The following is a 15,116-nucleotide window of genomic DNA, read 5'->3' on the forward strand; positions in this document are numbered from 1 at the left end:
TTCAGCATTTCCAAAGTTTGTTTGTCAATATCATCTTCAGATTCGTTCCAGTATATGGCTTTATAGTGTAAGCAGCTCATTATAAATTCTCCTTTTTATTGTTAAATCATACATGATTCGCAAGTATTTGCGGTGGGGATTGCTTGGTTATCCTCTGTGAATGTCCGGATGTTGTAGTAAAGTGATTTAATGCCTTTCATCCAAGCACATAATCTCGCAAGCGATTTAAGTCGCGTGTAGTTAATTTTAATTGATTGTTAGTTTTCCACTCATCAAGACCTTTTAGTAAAGTCAACCCATGAATAAGGTTAAACTCATTAATTAAACGCTGATCAATCTATATAAAAAACACAATATATCGCAACAAATACTAATCGATGCAGTATAATGTGTTATTAATTTTTTAACTATCTGCTACATTAACTTATGAACATGTTCTTTCAAGACTGGTAGCACATCTGTATCAAACCATGGATTTTTACGCATCCAAATCTGGTTTCTAGGAGACGGATGAACTAAAGGGAAATAACGTGGCAAGTAGTGATTATAGTCACGAACAATATCTGTTAGTTTAACCGATGTTTTCAAGTTTAAATAGTGGTGAACAGCATAAGAACCTACTAAAATAATTAATTCTAAGTTTGGCATTTGCTCAATTAATTTAGGATGCCATTTTTCTGCGAATCCTTTACGAGGTGGTAAATCACCAGACTTTCCCATTCCCGGAAAGTAAAAATCCATCGGTAAGATGGCAATTTTATCCGTTGAGTAGAATTTTTCACGTGATACACCTATCCAATCGCGTAATCGATCACCGCTTTGGTCATTCCAATACATCCGAGATGCTTCTGCTTTTTGACCAGGTGCCTGACCAACAATCATAATCGTCGCATTTTTATCTGCGGAGTATAACGGATCAATTCCCCGGTCAGTAAAATCTTTATTCATCGGATCATCTTTAATATCGTTAAAAATCTCTTTAAGCACATCAGTCATATCAATCACCCTTTAAAAATTACTTGTTTGATATCTATATTTATGATTCTAGACATTAAAAATAAATAAGTCCAGAATAACGACTTTTAACGTGAATTCATTAAAGATATAGCTTAAAATAAAAGTACTAAGACTAGAAGGAGCGAAAATCTTGAGTAATTTTAAAATTTCGATTCGTGAAATAGAAACTATAAATACAATTCATTGGCAACTTTTGTTAGAAGCTGATCCATCTGTTACTAGTATTGAGAAATATCTTAGAAAAAGTAAAATTTATGAGGCTGTTCAAAAAGATGAAATCATCGGTATTCTAACGCTTACTCCACGTTCCATTGAAACCATTGAATTAACCAATATTTCGGTAAGTCAGAAGTTTGAAAATCAAGGGGTTGGGTACAGCTTACTGACGCATGCTTTAAATGAAACTAAGAAGAAAGACTATCAAGAGATGCTAGTAGCAACAGGAACAACAAGTATCAAGCAGCTGTATTTCTATCAAAAATATGGATTCCGTTTTTGGAAAATTAATTCAGATTATTTTACGCAGCACTATTCGGAAAAAATATTTGAAAATGGACTACTATTAAGAGATCAAATTGTATTGAAAAAGACTTTAGCTGTGGACTAAAGTCTTAGTATTTTTTATTCTTATTAATTGTCATAATTGTTAGAGGTAAAGTTAATAAAACAAACCCAACAACGATATAAAGCACAAGTTGAATTGATTGTGACGTGATATCAAAATAATTAATAATCATAAAAGGAATAAGAATTGATATAATATAGCAAATGAATAACTGAACAAAACGTTTAATTGTCATTTTTAGCCCTCCTAGATAGTTAGTTACTGTACCTTAGTTAGTTTAAAATAAAAAAAATGAAATAGCAAAAAATATTTAGTGAAAATACAAGCAATCTATTATATAATTTTTTATATAAGGAGCGATGAACATGATAGTCATTGATTTAAACGAAAATCTGTATGATACAGTTAAAAAATATCCAGAAGTTATAGAGATTATGTACAGTCTAGGTTTCAAAGCAATTGCACAACCTGGAATGCTGCAAACAGCAGGAAGATATATGACAATTAAAAAAGGTGCACAGATGAAAAAAATAGAATTAAAAAAAGTTATCGAGGTTTTCCAGAAAAATGGGTTTATTGTGGAGGGCTATAATTAATGGAAAAGTCAATTAAAGAGCAAAGACAAGAGAGAATAGTCGAAATATTGAGTTTACTTCATAAAGGCGGTTCGTTTGAAGAAGCTAAAAAATTATTTAACGAAGAGTTTGATGGGGTTGATGTTACGGAGATAACAGCAGCCGAAAGAGCACTCATTCAAGGTGGATTAGATCCTTCTGAGATTCAAAAGTTGTGCAATATACATGCTGCTGTTTTTAAAGGATCAATTAATGATATCCATCAATCAAATGAAGGATATGGACAACCAGGACATCCCGTACATACCTTGAAACTTGAAAATCAAGTACTGCAATCATTGATGTCTGATGAAATAGATGGACTTTTAACAAAGATTGAAGCGGGAGATTGGAGTTTTAAAGAACGTTTAATTGCTGCGTTAAAAGATTTAAATCAATTGAATAAGCATTATGCACGGAAAGAAACACTAATATTTTCATATATGGAGAAATACGGAATAACCGCACCCCCAATGGTTATGTGGGGTGTGGATGACTCAATTCGCGATCAAATAAAAGAAATAAATAAACTTGTACTTGATGAAAAAACAGCATTTAATCCATTAAAAATTAAATGGGAAAATCTGAAAAATGAAATAGATGAAATGATTTTTAAAGAAGAAGAAATTATGATACCCATGACTCTCGACATTTTTAGTCTAAATGATTGGGATCAAATAGCGAAAGATAGTTTTGATATCGGCTTTGCTTACATACCAGATCCGCTTCCTTGGCGTCCCAGTAATGAAAGCCTTATATCAGAATTAGAAAGAGAGCCTGCACGTTTAGAAGCCATCAATGAGGCTAAAGAAATGACTGAAGGTATAGCTGCTGGATTAAAAGTAAATCCAGATGAAGAAGAGTTAAAAACAATTTCGTCAAACATTATTTCTGAAAATCATAATTTATCAGAAAGGGAATCTATCGAATTTCCAACTGGTACTCTTCAAATGAGTCAATTGATTCAAATGTTTCGTTCTATTCCTGTTGATTTAACTTTTGTAGATGATGAAGATACAGTCTGTTTTTATTCTGAGGGAAAAGATCGTGTATTCCCAAGAACCAATTCTGTTATTGGGCGAAAAGTAGTTAATTGTCATCCCCCTAAAAGTATGCACATTGTTCAACAAATTCTAGATGATTTTAGAAACAACATTCGCTCTCACGCTGAATTCTGGATTGACCTTCATGGGAAATATGTTTATATTCAATATTTTGCTTTAAAGGATGATTCAGGTGACTACATGGGTTGTTTAGAAGCAACACAAGATATAACTCATATTCGTTCACTTGAGGGTGAAAAGCGTCTAATGGACTAATATCTGTTAATAATGAATTTGTTTTCGAAAATGTATTTTTATTAAACATTTTGTATTCTTAAGCATATTATTTGTGCTATCTAAATAATCTATATAAAATAATATATAGAAATAGGAGGGATTCTTTATGAGTAAAAAAATATCAGTATCAACAGTAATTAATACTGGAGGTCGCGAAGGTGAAAGTAAATCAGTCGGTGGTTTTCTAGACTTAAAAATAAGCAGTCAAAAAAAAGCTGGTTATACTAACCCCGAAGAATTATTTGCAGCAGGTATTTCGGCATGTTTCAACGGAGCACTTGAGTTTCCGCTTAAAAGAGATGGTCTAGAATCACGTAATCGTGAAATTCGAGCCGAAGTAAGTTTATTAGGCGATTTGCCTGATTTTCATTCATTACATTTAGCAGTTAATTTAATAGGAAAAATTGAAGGATTAAGCAAAGAGGAAACAATGAAATATTTAAAAGAAACAGAAGGTATCTGCCCATATACAAAAGCAATTGAAGGTAATGTTAAAATTAATTTAGTTGCTGAATAGAAAAGAAAATAACACAATGATGATGAAAGCTGATGATCAGAATGAGATTAACAATATCCGATGACGTACTAAAAGTTGTACCAGAACTAAAAAAAGGTTTTGTTTTAACTTTAAATGATGGTTCTAATGATTTTTCTTCAGCACAAGGGTGCTGTATGATTGGTGAACGGTGTCTTTTAATTCCTACTGATTCTTTGATTGAGCCATTTAATATCGTCGTTAACAGCAATGTAAGCAAAGTATGGATATCTAAGTACGATACAATGTTTATTAATGGCAACATGACGTTGGATATTAATCCCACAGCAAAAACTATAATGTTGCGCAATGATGGAGGTATTATCGATAGTAACGTCACAGTTTATAAAGAGACTGCAACAAAAGTAAATTAAACTATAATTAATTTAAAGCAAGACATCTGGAAATTTTTTTCGGGTGTCCTTTTTTTGGAAAATAAAAATATTTTGTTTTTTTTTATAAAAAAATTGAAGTAATAATGTTCTTAAATTGAATGTATTCCGAAAAGTAATTATTTTTTTCTAAATTTGTAAACGTATTAGACGAATAACTTCAGCAATGATATATAGTAAATTAACAATTGACAATATTGGTAAGGAGATATTATGAAATTTAAAAATATTTATTTTTTATTTTTTCTGTTTATATTTTTAGCTGGCTGTTCGCATGATAAGCAGACCACTAAACCAAGCACCGATAACTCCAAAATGAAAATTAGTCAGAGTTCTTCTAGTTCGGATAAAAAGGGTACAACTGAACTAAATCAGCAAGCATTATGGGCTGACAAAAAACAAAAGGAATTAAATAACTTTATGACGGGTTGGGGAAAAGAAATGCAACAAACATACAAGCCGTTGATTAAAGATGAATCAATCAAGTGGTACGACAAAAGAATATCGCTTAATACCTTAACAGAAAAGAATAAAGTCTGTATCAATAATCAAGTAGTTAATATGCTGCCTATAGCGTCAAATGTCAAAAAAGACAGTGAGGTGCTGTTGTTAACGGCATATTCAGATATTGACAATGGCGGTCAGCATTTATATATTTTTACTATTAAAGAACAGACTCCTACTGTATTTATTACTGAACAACCAGAAAATGATCAGGGACAACTTAACTTTATCGAAACAAAAAATAAAGAATTAAGCGATGGTTTTAAGACTGTCTTTAACCAAGATAATACCAAAAATACGTTTTCCAACAGTAGCCAAAGTGATACCAAAAAAGAAGTATCAAAATTTAAAGAATTATCGAAACAACTACAAGTATTAATGGCTGGGCAATATGCTGATAATCGTGTCAATCAATATAAAGGACTTTCAGGCATGGATTTTTATTATTCGTTTGATGGCACAGATTTATATACATACATAACCAGCGGTGTTGGCACAGGACATCCATTGTATCATATAGAATTTTTTGAAAACGGAATAAAAGTTATACAAGGTGTTGTCTACCAAGGAGCTGTGAGCGGATTTAGTACAATAGAAACTCCCAACGAAATAGTTTCATATTCTGAATTATACGATAAATATATTAACGATAAACAAAGTTATGATCAAGCACTTAGTAAAATGAAAAATACAGGTAATGAAACTAAGGAAAATTACATTGACACTTGTTCAAGTGCTGGTGTACAACCTTTATAAAAATAGGGTATCTTCATTCGTAGAAGATACCCTTATTTGTTAAACCATAAATTATTCATTGCTTGCCTTTGCTCTTCATCAACGATATGAGTATATATCGCTGTAGCACTTGTACTTGTCTGACCTAATTGGTGAGATACTGTTAGGAGGCTGTTCGTTTTTTTATATAGTTGAGTACCGACAGTATGTCTCAACTTATGAGGAGTTATTCGTACTTTGTATGCTGATGAGTATTTTGCAACCATTTTTTCTACAGTGGAAGTGTCTATTTGTCGTCCTTCACCTTTATAAGTTGTTAAAAAAAGATATCTTTGAGTGGTATTAGGCTTATAAAGTGCATTACGGCGGTCACTATAATTAGCTATATAATCTATAAATAGACTTGAAATAGCAGTTGTATCTTTAAAACCTCCCTTACGAATTATCGTAGCTTCCGAATTATTTATGTCTAAATCTGAAATCTTCATATTGACTAATTCCGAAAGTCGCATACCAGTTCCTAAAAAAAGCGCATTTATAGCAAGATCTCTTACTTTATTTCTTTTAAAAGCCGCTTTAGCTTGATGACTTGTCAAAGTATCTTCATAATCATTATTAATAAATTCCAAAAAGCCTAAAGCTTCGTCATCCAAAAATAATTTTTTTTCAATTGAACGAGAACGTTCTTTCAAAGTTTTGCCGCTTTTAACGTTCTCAATGGTTAAAAATATATTTTGTGATAAATAAGGAACTCCTGATTCATTCTCCGTTTTTAATGATAAATATTTGAAAAGAGAGCGCAATGCAGTAATTGATCGTTGTATTGTAACAAATGAGCGCGATTGGCCATCAGCAACAGTTCCTTGTCGCGGCGCATTTAATAGATAAGACTTGTAAGCTTCGACATCTTCTTTTTTTAATCTATTTAAATCATCTAAAGTAGTAAGAGTGTTGCTGGTAAGATTTTCGGAGTAGAGCCAATTAAAAAAACGTCGAAACTCTTTAGTATATTCGTATAAAGTTACAGTGGAATAGGGGATTGAACTTTTTGATTGAATATATTCTTTCACAAAAGAAGGTAAAGCTTCTAATTCTTTTTGCAAACGAGTATAAATTAAATTATTAGCCATTTAATTCCTCTCTTTCATATAAATCAGTAGGGAACGTATGTTCAAATATATTTTAACATATCTATACCAATATTTAAATAAAGAAATATTATTAGATAAAACAAACTTTTATAAATATATACCTTTACGGAAAGTACATACTTTCACGAAAGGTAAAAATACGACAGACCATCTTCAGAATAAAAAAAGTATACTGATATGAATCGAGTAGTTATCTTAATGTTCAATGCCATAATCACGATACATTAAATGAAAAACAATTCATATATGACACGTTGAATCTTTATAATGATTAACAGCTTATTCTAAAAAAAATTTAAAACACTTAATTATAAATTATAGATCATAAAATTTTATGAATGTCATTTCGATAATTGATAATTATATAAGGCACAATACCTATATACAATTCAAATAATTATTAAATGCAGATGCTGAAAACTACTATTAATTTGCTAAGATAAAGAATACTATTATTAGATAGATCAATTTTGTAAGTTGATAGGGAATGTTTGATTTTGATATAAAATAAAAAATATTTCCTTTGGTTTACATAATATATATTATATAAAGTTACGTTTTTATAATTAATTTAAAAAAACCAACCATTTAATTTTGGTTGGCTTAAGCTTATATATTGTAAAACGTCTATATAAATTTTTATTCTTGATTTGTATCATCTGAATCATCATTATCGTCACTGCTATTATTTTTTTTCTTATTTCTAAGAATTAAGACTACAATAATAATTAAAACAATACCGATAATAATGCCCATGATTCCTCTTTGTTCACCAGTTTGAGGTAATTTTGACTTTGAAACTGCAGCGTTACTTTGGTTAGTTGGAACTGTTTTCACCTTTGCTTCTTTAATGCTAGAGGAAGTTGAACTTATTCCTGAACTTTCCTTTGAAGTTGTTGTTGTGATTGATGAAGTAGAACTAATTGTTGATTCGTTTCGATCGATTGCTTCACTAAGCCCGCTAATATCTGAAATTGTCTTTGCAGTATTTAGGAGATTTAAAAACTCATTCATTTTTTCTTTTGAAATTTTACCATTTTTATTTAAATTCTCTATACGTATTTTTAAAGCATCATAGCTTTTCTTAAAAGCTTCACTTGTTTGACCGATTTTAATTGCTTCATCATAAATATCACCAGCTTTATCAGGAGTATCAACAGATGGATCGTTTAATCTTGCTAAGAAATCAGTGACTTGATTGCTTGTTAATTCACCAGATTTACCCATATCTTTAATCATAAATAAGAAATCGCTTCGTGCAACGCTTGCCGCATAGTTAGCTTCTAATTTTTTAAATTCCAAAGATACTTCGTTTAAATCAGTAATGGTTTTCGCGCTTTTTAAATTTGCAATTATTGTATCATACTCCGATTCCGTACAATTTCCAATGTTATAAAAACCAGTGATATCTTTTTCTAATTTATTTTTTTGAGCGCCAATATCATTTTGTTGTGTTGAAGATTGTGTCGTCTCAGTTGTTCTAAAAGAATCTGTTGAGCTGGTTTCTTCAGCTAAAACATCTGTAATGCTCATATTTAATAAAAGACCTAATGCTATCCCGATAATATACATTTTCTTCATAAAGCATCCTTCTCTCCATAATTTTCCTACCTTTACATATTAACACTTTGTTTTTAACTAATCAAAAAACAGACAAAAATGTTCTTTAAATTCACTAGTTTAAATTCACTAGATAGTATTTTGCTTTTCATTTTTATCTATTTTAGTTATTATTATAACTAGAACATAGTAAAGGGGGATTAATTTGAAAAAGAGGACTGCTATCGTTTTGGTCACCACAATTGCTGTTAGTCTATTTATTGGATTTATTCTTGGTAATCATAAATTTGTCAATACAGATACATCATTTAAAGATACACAAGTCATCAAATCGCTAACTAAAGAGAAACAGGTTGTATTAGTAAATTTGGGGGTTTCCGAAGTATTAACTGCTAAACAAAGTATTCAATTGTTTGACACTGATTTATTTGGTACCAATAAATACAAATACGTGCAAGCTGAATTTGACGCAAAATTAGGATTAGACGGTAAAAAAGTTACAATAGAAAAAACAAATGACAACACATATAAAATCAAGATTCCTGAATTTATTTTTATCGGTCATAGTAACGAGAAGTTTTCAGTGATTGCTGAAAACAATGATATCTTAAGTTGGGTAACACCTGATATAAATGAAACGCAAATGGTAACCAAAATCTTAAATAGTACCGCTCAACAAAAATATTTAAAAAAGTATCATGACTTATTAAAGGAATCTACACAAGATTTCTATGGTTCCCTGCTGCGAACAGTTAATCCAGAGGCTAAGTTAGTATACGAGTTCCCCAAAAAATAATTAGAACATTACTTTAGAGGCGATGTTCTAATTATAATATTTTTACTTTTCGGTATAGATATAATAACGATTAATCTTATTCTTATCCATTTCTACTTGATCAATCATCTTGCCAGAATTTTTTTCTATAACTTTAATTGATGCCATGTTATCATTTTTGACTGTAAAAAGAATTCTTTTTAAATTCGGATTAATGCGTGCCATCTCTTTTAGCATCTGTCTGACCATTTCTGAACCAAAACCTCTATTTAAAAAGTCAGGATGAACAGTAAAACTGCTGTTTCCCCCGTAAATAGTATCTTGAAAACTTAGTGACTCTTTAAAATTTATTATCCCAACTAGATTGCCTTTCTCATCTCGTGCAACAAATAAATAGTCACCATGGCGTATGTTAGCCGTTATTTGTTTAAACCACTTTACTTCGTCTTTTGTCCTTTCCAAATTGTATCCGCCGTGGATACGGTGTTTAGATTGCAAACAAATCACTTTAAAATTCTTCAATTCAGCTAAGTCGTTTCGCCTAATTAATGTTAACTTCATAAATAGTCCTCTCAGAAAAATTTTAACAAATCATCCATTGTCAACTGTTCTTTTTCAAATTTTGAATAATCTTTAATTACCTGTCCTTTGCTTAAGACAATTAGACGGTTTCCGTAATCCAAAGCGTCTTGCATTTGATGAGTAATCATCAAACATGTTAATTGATCGTCTTTCACCTTCTCATTTGTCAACTTTATTAGCTGCTTTCCCGTCTTAGGATCTAAAGCTGCTGTATGTTCATCTAATAGTAAAATTTCAGGTTTATTGATTGTAGCCATGAGTAAACTCAAGACTTGACGTTGTCCACCAGATAAGTTTCCTGCTGGGGTATTTAGATGGTTTTCCAGCCCATTACCTATTTGTGCACATATATCTTTAAAGAGGGGTAAGTATTTTTTTAGTTGCCGAGTTTTTAAAGTTCTCTTTTTCCCTCTTTGTTTAGCTAAAAGCAGATTTTCGGCTACAGTCATTCTCGGAGCAGTCCCATTTTTAGGATCTTGAAATACTCGTGATAAATAATCAGCTCTTTTTTCTTCTCCCAAATGTGTCACGTCTTTTGTTTTAAGAATAATAGCTCCTGATGTTAATGGCATTGTTCCACTAATAGCGTTGAACAGCGTTGACTTGCCAGCACCATTACCACCTAGTACTGTAATAAAATCTCCTTTATTTACCGTCAAATTTAATTTATTCATAATAATCATACCGGTTTCCGTCACTTTAGAGCCATCTTTAACTGTTAAAATTGCTTCCCTCATTCACCGTCACTCCTTTTAAATAAATCAATATTCTCAAAAAATCTTTTTTTTAATTGAGGTACCATCAAGCAAATTGCGAGAATGACTGAAGAATACAGTTTTAAATAAGTCGTATCAAAATTCAGTTTTATGACTGCTAGAATTAATAACTGATATAAAACGCTCCCTACTACAATAGCTACGAAACGATCAATCATTGTTAATTCACCGAATAATAACTCTCCAATAATAATAGAGGCTAATCCAATTACTATCACACCAATCCCTTTATTCACATCCGCATAGCCGTCACTCTGAGCAATCAATGCGCCAGCTAAAGAAATAATCCCGTTGGATACAACCAAACCGACAATCTTCATTGTATCGGTTTTTATTCCCAAAGATTTTGCCATGATTTCATTGTCACCTGTTGCTATGTAGGATTGGCCTATTTCTGTATTTAAAAAGAATACTAATAAAATTAAAACGATAATTACAATAGCCAAACTCATAATAACGATATCAAAATTCTTAGGTAATGAAAGGCTATTAAATATACTGAAAATAGTTCGATGGTTTAATAACGATACATTCGGTGACTTCATAACAAACAACATAACAGAGTTCAAACCGCTCATTACTAAAATACCAGCTAATATTACTGGGATTTTACCTTTTGTATATAATAATCCCGTCGTTAGGCCAGCCAGCATCCCAGCTAGAACGCCTAAAATGGTTGCAATCGCTGGATTTATACCATTGGTGATTGCAGTCACACAAACTGCTCCTCCTAAAGGAAAACTTCCCTCTGCTGTTAAATCAGGAAAGTTTAAAATTCGAAAAGTTAAATAAATACCCAAACCTAAAATAGACCATAAAAATCCTTGTCCAATCGTAGAAACCAACATTTAATTCACATCCTTTGCTTTATTTGCTTGATTTATAATGTCTTGTGGAATCGTTATACCTAATTCTTCAGCTTTTTCCTTATTGACTGAAGGGTCACCTTCTTTAAAGATTTCTACAGAAGTGTCTGCAGGATTTATTTTACCTTCCAGTACTCCCACTACCTTTTTACCAACTTCTCGGCCAAGTTTATACTGGTTGCTACCAATTGTTGCAAGACCGCCTTGTTTTACCATCGCATCAACAGAAGGTATAACAGGTATCTTGTATTGATCTGTCACAGCAATAACTGAATCGATTGCATTTGCAATAGTATTATCATTAGGAATATAAAGAAAATCTATCTGACCAGCCATTGAGTGCACCATTTGTGTGATTTCATTTGAACTTGGTACTGTGTATGATTTTACTGTGAAACCTTTAGCTTCTGCAATTTTAGTTGTTCTCTCTATGTAAGACTTAGAGTTATCTTCACCTGAAGAAGTTAAGATGCCCATTACTTTTTTTCCAGGTAAAATCTTTTCTACCAAATCCAATTGTTTGTCAACCGGCGCTATATCACTCACTCCTGTTGCATTCGTTTTCGGTTTCTCAAGTGTTTTTACCAATCCGGCACGAACAGGATCGCTTACAGCTCCTAATATTAATGGAATATCCTTTGTCTGATTAGCTAAGGCTTGTGCTGCTGGAGTGGCTATTCCAACAAGAACATCAGGATTTTTAGAAATTAACTGCTGACTCATACTAGCGAGTTTGCTTTGATCTGCTTGACCATTTTGAAAATCAATGTTGACTGTTTTACCCTCTTTATAGCCGCTGTCTGCCATTTCATCAATCATTCCCTTTCTAATCTGGTCTAATGATGGGTGACTTACAAATTGTAAAATACCAACTGTTGGAATTTTATTTTCTTTTTTTGCTTCAATTCTCCCTTCAGATGCACGAGATTCTTTGATAAATGACCCGACTAAAAATATTAAAATGATACTAACTGCTGTAATAAGACGTTTACTCTTCATGGCTATTCCCCCTAAAATTGTACTAAAAAAACAGGAACCGTTAACGGTCCCTGTCACGTAATAATGACAACAAAAAACCGCACAGCTGATTTATAAAATCTTCCATGCGGATTATGTTTCTTATATGTCCTCGCATAGATACATCACTTTAGATTGCTCTCTAAATGTTGTATCTATGAAATTACTTCATACATACAACTATCTACGCCAAGTTTGCCATGAAAATCCAGCTGCTGTTCTTTTGGTCTTTTTACTATTTAAAATAAACATGACAATCCCTCATCTCTTTTTAATATTTATTGTGATAATCATAGCTGTTTTACTTTGTCTTGTCAACTAATTATCAAAATAAATTTCCTTAGTTTGTTTTTTTACATTAGGATTCACATTAAAATCTAATTCTTTATCTTTTTTGACACGGACTGGTTTATGCTGTGGTATTACAGGATTTACTAATTCGTAAATTTGTCCCTGAAGCTTATTGATATCTTCACCATTTTTACCAAAATTGTCAAATGCAATTCTCTGTTTTTCTTTTCCATTATCAAAATAAATCAAATTATTTTTTGAAGTAAGTTGGTAGTCAGCAACTACCGTCCTAATTTGATAAATCGGCTGATACAGATACACAGGATCTTTGACTTCTTTAAAGTTTTCTGGTTGATTTATAAATTTTAGTAATTCATTCGTTGCAGTGTTATCTCGATTATCTATAATAATTAATAAATAATTTGATTTATCACTTTTTAACTTAGTGAATTGGCTAGCATTAATTGCTTTAATTTTTTTGTTTTTCAACTTCAGATTAACAACAGATGAAATTTGCTGTTTCCTAATAATTGGTCGTAGTGTTTTATCAAACAGGTTGTTAATACCAATAGCAAGTAAAAAAGCAATCAGCACAACTATGATAATTTTATTTCTTTTACTGGCATTCTCATTTCTGTTAACCCTTTGTTTTGTACCTTGTCCCATCAGTATCCACCTTAAAAAAATTAATATATTTATTGTACATCATGACTTATCATAAAAGAATAGTAACAATAATGCAATATACAATCTGTTTTTTAAACAGGACGAGACTATTTTTTTTGTTTATAATAGTATATAATGTATAAGTTGAAGTAAGATTATTAAACGATTAGGAGCGATTTACTTGCCTAAAAAGGATAAAAAGTGCCCAAACTGCGGCCAAATTATAAAAGAAAATGAAGAATATTGTCCAAATTGTCATCTTTTTGTACCTGAAAATTCTGGTGACGAAACTGATAAGTTGGAAAATAGCGATGATAACCATGATGTTGTCTTTCATCATAGAATCAGACCTAGTTCAGCTCAAGACGAAGAAACAATACAAAATAATCAAAATGATGATAGTTCAAATAACACAGCTGACGTAAGAGAAAATGAAGAATCAGCAACTAAATCTGTGTCAGAATCTTTAGATGAAGAACAGCATTTTGATTCTGAAATCTCTGAAGAAACAGAAAGTGACACTGTAACAAACAGTCAACAAAAATCAGACTCTAAAGAAAAAAATGTACCGAAAATCTCACAAGATACTGTTTCCAACGCTCAGCCAATTAAACGTCAAATGCCAAGAAAATCAAAAAAAACACTCTATATTTTATCAGCAGCAGTCGTTTTAATTGGCGGCGGCGGATATGCTTATTCATCTTATCAAAAATCACAAGAACAAAAAGTAACTGCACAAATGGTTGCAAGTGCCAACACCGATGTCAAGTCATTATTCTTGAATTCAGAACATACTTTCTTAAAAAAAGGTATCACTAAATCGGATTTTAATAAAGCAAAAGATGCCTTAGATAAAATTAAAACACAGAGTGAATTTAATGATATGAACAAGCTCTACGAGCAGGCAGAATCAATATTCAACAATCAAAATGATATAAATGATTTGTTTAAAAAAACAGTTCTTGATGCAGATAACTTATCACTAGACGGTGCTTATGTAAAGACGGCTGATGCAACTGGATTGAAAAACCTTGATAGTAAAGACAATTCAGCTTTTAATAAACTTTTTAACGAAGCTCTTACTGAAGCAAATAAACAAAAAGAATTATTAACAAAAGCTCAAAATGCTGTAGCTGCCGTCTTTAAAAATAATAAAGTAACTGACGATGCGACAATAGATAAATATGATTCTGCCATTGATGCTGTTAAGTCAGTCAAAGATCCAGATATCCAAAAAACTTTGAACAACCAGTTGGATCAAGTGAAAAAATCACTTGATGAAAAAGCTATGGAAACACAAAAGGCTGAAGAACAGCGCAAAAAAGATGCTGAAGCAGCTAATAATAACCAGTCTCGCAGCCAAACAAATGATACTGTAAACAATAGTCAAGGTGCGCGACAAAATGGTGTTCCATCAACAAATGGCAAGTGGGGAAATAGACAAGATGCTAACATTGATTTATCTAACCCTGCTTGGGGTTGGAACCCTGGTGTTCAGGATAAATTTATTAATACTGTTGTTTCAAGGGGCTATGTTGTACCGGGTGGATATTCATTAGTACCCAAATTCATCGAAAACGGTGATGGCTATTATGATTTATACGCTACAACTAATTCACGTATCTTCCCTAACAGCAAGCCTGAAGAATTTCCAATTTACGTTGTAACAGTTAACGTAAAAACAGGTTGGTTTAGAGGAAACGGTCCTCGATAAATAAATACGAAAAATA

The 15,116-nt window shown here is 31.7% G+C and carries 17 protein-coding genes and 1 pseudogene; 8 read left to right on the forward strand and 10 right to left on the reverse strand.

The annotated features are described in order from the left end of the window. Window positions 1-101 precede the first annotated feature (101 nt). Both CBF37_RS11745 and CBF37_RS00560 read right to left on the reverse strand, forming a co-directional pair. Window positions 102-318, reverse strand: a pseudogene (locus CBF37_RS11745) (ribonucleoside-diphosphate reductase); the annotation flags it as partial. A gap of 96 nt (window positions 319-414) precedes the next feature. After that, complete coding sequence (locus tag CBF37_RS00560; protein WP_125982864.1) at window positions 415-996, reverse strand: uracil-DNA glycosylase family protein; 582 nt, start codon at window positions 994-996, stop codon at window positions 415-417. A gap of 151 nt (window positions 997-1,147) precedes the next feature. Here CBF37_RS00560 and CBF37_RS00565 point away from each other — a divergent pair, with 151 nt between their 5' ends. Then, complete coding sequence (locus CBF37_RS00565; protein WP_165866589.1) at window positions 1,148-1,624, forward strand: GNAT family N-acetyltransferase; 477 nt, start codon at window positions 1,148-1,150, stop codon at window positions 1,622-1,624. 4 nt (window positions 1,625-1,628) lie between these two features. Here the strand turns inward: CBF37_RS00565 and CBF37_RS00570 are convergent, their stop codons facing one another. Beyond that, window positions 1,629-1,817, reverse strand: coding sequence for a hypothetical protein (locus CBF37_RS00570; protein ID WP_125982866.1), 189 nt, complete (start codon window positions 1,815-1,817; stop codon window positions 1,629-1,631). A 130-nt stretch (window positions 1,818-1,947) separates the two neighbouring features. On the opposite strand from CBF37_RS00570, the gene CBF37_RS00575 reads away from it, so the two are divergent. The 5 genes from CBF37_RS00575 (at window position 1,948) to CBF37_RS00595 (ending at window position 5,723) form a co-directional block, all read left to right on the forward strand. Further along, the gene (locus CBF37_RS00575) at window positions 1,948-2,178 is read left to right on the forward strand and encodes a DUF1858 domain-containing protein (protein WP_125982867.1); all 231 of its coding nucleotides are present in this window, start codon (window positions 1,948-1,950) and stop codon (window positions 2,176-2,178) included. After that, window positions 2,178-3,515, forward strand: a complete 1,338-nt coding sequence (locus CBF37_RS00580) for a DUF438 domain-containing protein (protein WP_125982868.1) — start codon at window positions 2,178-2,180, stop codon at window positions 3,513-3,515. Before CBF37_RS00575 ends, CBF37_RS00580 begins: the two co-directional genes overlap by 1 nt. Window positions 3,516-3,642: 127 nt before the next feature. Next, the gene (locus CBF37_RS00585) at window positions 3,643-4,053 is read left to right on the forward strand and encodes an Ohr family peroxiredoxin (RefSeq protein WP_125982869.1); all 411 of its coding nucleotides are present in this window, start codon (window positions 3,643-3,645) and stop codon (window positions 4,051-4,053) included. Window positions 4,054-4,094: 41 nt separating this feature from the next. Continuing rightward, complete coding sequence (locus CBF37_RS00590) at window positions 4,095-4,445, forward strand: iron-sulfur cluster biosynthesis family protein (protein WP_240626636.1); 351 nt, start codon at window positions 4,095-4,097, stop codon at window positions 4,443-4,445. Between the two features lie 231 nt (window positions 4,446-4,676). Next, window positions 4,677-5,723 (forward strand): DUF4767 domain-containing protein, encoded by a 1,047-nt coding sequence (locus CBF37_RS00595; protein WP_125982871.1) that lies wholly within the window; start codon window positions 4,677-4,679, stop codon window positions 5,721-5,723. A gap of 32 nt (window positions 5,724-5,755) precedes the next feature. Here the strand turns inward: CBF37_RS00595 and xerS are convergent, their stop codons facing one another. Then, window positions 5,756-6,832 (reverse strand): tyrosine recombinase XerS, encoded by a 1,077-nt coding sequence (gene xerS, locus CBF37_RS00600; protein ID WP_125982872.1) that lies wholly within the window; start codon window positions 6,830-6,832, stop codon window positions 5,756-5,758. A 660-nt stretch (window positions 6,833-7,492) separates the two neighbouring features. Further along, window positions 7,493-8,434 (reverse strand): LPXTG cell wall anchor domain-containing protein, encoded by a 942-nt coding sequence (locus CBF37_RS00605; protein WP_125982873.1) that lies wholly within the window; start codon window positions 8,432-8,434, stop codon window positions 7,493-7,495. A gap of 184 nt (window positions 8,435-8,618) precedes the next feature. Here CBF37_RS00605 and CBF37_RS00610 point away from each other — a divergent pair, with 184 nt between their 5' ends. Continuing rightward, the gene (locus CBF37_RS00610) at window positions 8,619-9,209 is read left to right on the forward strand and encodes a hypothetical protein (protein WP_125982874.1); all 591 of its coding nucleotides are present in this window, start codon (window positions 8,619-8,621) and stop codon (window positions 9,207-9,209) included. 42 nt (window positions 9,210-9,251) lie between these two features. Here the strand turns inward: CBF37_RS00610 and CBF37_RS00615 are convergent, their stop codons facing one another. The 5 genes from CBF37_RS00615 to CBF37_RS00635 form a co-directional block, all read right to left on the reverse strand. Next, entirely contained in the window at window positions 9,252-9,749 is a 498-nt protein-coding gene (locus tag CBF37_RS00615) for a GNAT family N-acetyltransferase (RefSeq protein ID WP_125982875.1), read from the reverse strand. 11 nt (window positions 9,750-9,760) lie between these two features. After that, window positions 9,761-10,507 (reverse strand): ABC transporter ATP-binding protein, encoded by a 747-nt coding sequence (locus tag CBF37_RS00620; RefSeq protein WP_125982876.1) that lies wholly within the window; start codon window positions 10,505-10,507, stop codon window positions 9,761-9,763. After that, window positions 10,504-11,394: an ABC transporter permease gene (locus CBF37_RS00625; protein WP_125982877.1), complete on the reverse strand. Its 891-nt coding sequence runs from the start codon at window positions 11,392-11,394 to the stop codon at window positions 10,504-10,506. Before CBF37_RS00625 ends, CBF37_RS00620 begins: the two co-directional genes overlap by 4 nt. Continuing rightward, complete coding sequence (gene trpX, locus CBF37_RS00630) at window positions 11,395-12,411, reverse strand: tryptophan ABC transporter substrate-binding protein (RefSeq protein WP_125982878.1); 1,017 nt, start codon at window positions 12,409-12,411, stop codon at window positions 11,395-11,397. A gap of 336 nt (window positions 12,412-12,747) precedes the next feature. Then, window positions 12,748-13,386, reverse strand: coding sequence for a hypothetical protein (locus tag CBF37_RS00635; protein WP_125982879.1), 639 nt, complete (start codon window positions 13,384-13,386; stop codon window positions 12,748-12,750). Between the two features lie 181 nt (window positions 13,387-13,567). Between CBF37_RS00635 and CBF37_RS00640 the strand changes: the two genes are divergently transcribed. Beyond that, window positions 13,568-15,100: a cell division site-positioning protein MapZ family protein gene (locus tag CBF37_RS00640; protein ID WP_125982880.1), complete on the forward strand. Its 1,533-nt coding sequence runs from the start codon at window positions 13,568-13,570 to the stop codon at window positions 15,098-15,100. Window positions 15,101-15,116: the final 16 nt, after the last annotated feature.

The organism is Vagococcus vulneris (genome assembly GCF_003950515.1).
Lineage (GTDB): Bacteria > Bacillota > Bacilli > Lactobacillales > Vagococcaceae > Vagococcus > Vagococcus vulneris.

What these genes read in the sequence shown, in the direction of transcription:
- CBF37_RS00560 (WP_125982864.1), bottom strand. Translation starts at nt 996, where the DNA reads ATGACTGATGTGCTTAAAGAGATTTTTAACGATATTAAAGATGATCCG.
- CBF37_RS00570 (WP_125982866.1), bottom strand. Translation starts at nt 1,817, where the DNA reads ATGACAATTAAACGTTTTGTTCAGTTATTCATTTGCTATATTATATCA.
- CBF37_RS00575 (WP_125982867.1), top strand. Translation starts at nt 1,948, where the DNA reads ATGATAGTCATTGATTTAAACGAAAATCTGTATGATACAGTTAAAAAA.
- CBF37_RS00580 (WP_125982868.1), top strand. Translation starts at nt 2,178, where the DNA reads ATGGAAAAGTCAATTAAAGAGCAAAGACAAGAGAGAATAGTCGAAATA.
- CBF37_RS00585 (WP_125982869.1), top strand. Translation starts at nt 3,643, where the DNA reads ATGAGTAAAAAAATATCAGTATCAACAGTAATTAATACTGGAGGTCGC.
- CBF37_RS00590 (WP_240626636.1), top strand. Translation starts at nt 4,095, where the DNA reads ATGAGATTAACAATATCCGATGACGTACTAAAAGTTGTACCAGAACTA.
- CBF37_RS00595 (WP_125982871.1), top strand. Translation starts at nt 4,677, where the DNA reads ATGAAATTTAAAAATATTTATTTTTTATTTTTTCTGTTTATATTTTTA.
- xerS (WP_125982872.1), bottom strand. Translation starts at nt 6,832, where the DNA reads ATGGCTAATAATTTAATTTATACTCGTTTGCAAAAAGAATTAGAAGCT.
- CBF37_RS00605 (WP_125982873.1), bottom strand. Translation starts at nt 8,434, where the DNA reads ATGAAGAAAATGTATATTATCGGGATAGCATTAGGTCTTTTATTAAAT.
- CBF37_RS00615 (WP_125982875.1), bottom strand. Translation starts at nt 9,749, where the DNA reads ATGAAGTTAACATTAATTAGGCGAAACGACTTAGCTGAATTGAAGAAT.
- CBF37_RS00620 (WP_125982876.1), bottom strand. Translation starts at nt 10,507, where the DNA reads ATGAGGGAAGCAATTTTAACAGTTAAAGATGGCTCTAAAGTGACGGAA.
- CBF37_RS00625 (WP_125982877.1), bottom strand. Translation starts at nt 11,394, where the DNA reads ATGTTGGTTTCTACGATTGGACAAGGATTTTTATGGTCTATTTTAGGT.
- trpX (WP_125982878.1), bottom strand. Translation starts at nt 12,411, where the DNA reads ATGAAGAGTAAACGTCTTATTACAGCAGTTAGTATCATTTTAATATTT.
- CBF37_RS00635 (WP_125982879.1), bottom strand. Translation starts at nt 13,386, where the DNA reads ATGGGACAAGGTACAAAACAAAGGGTTAACAGAAATGAGAATGCCAGT.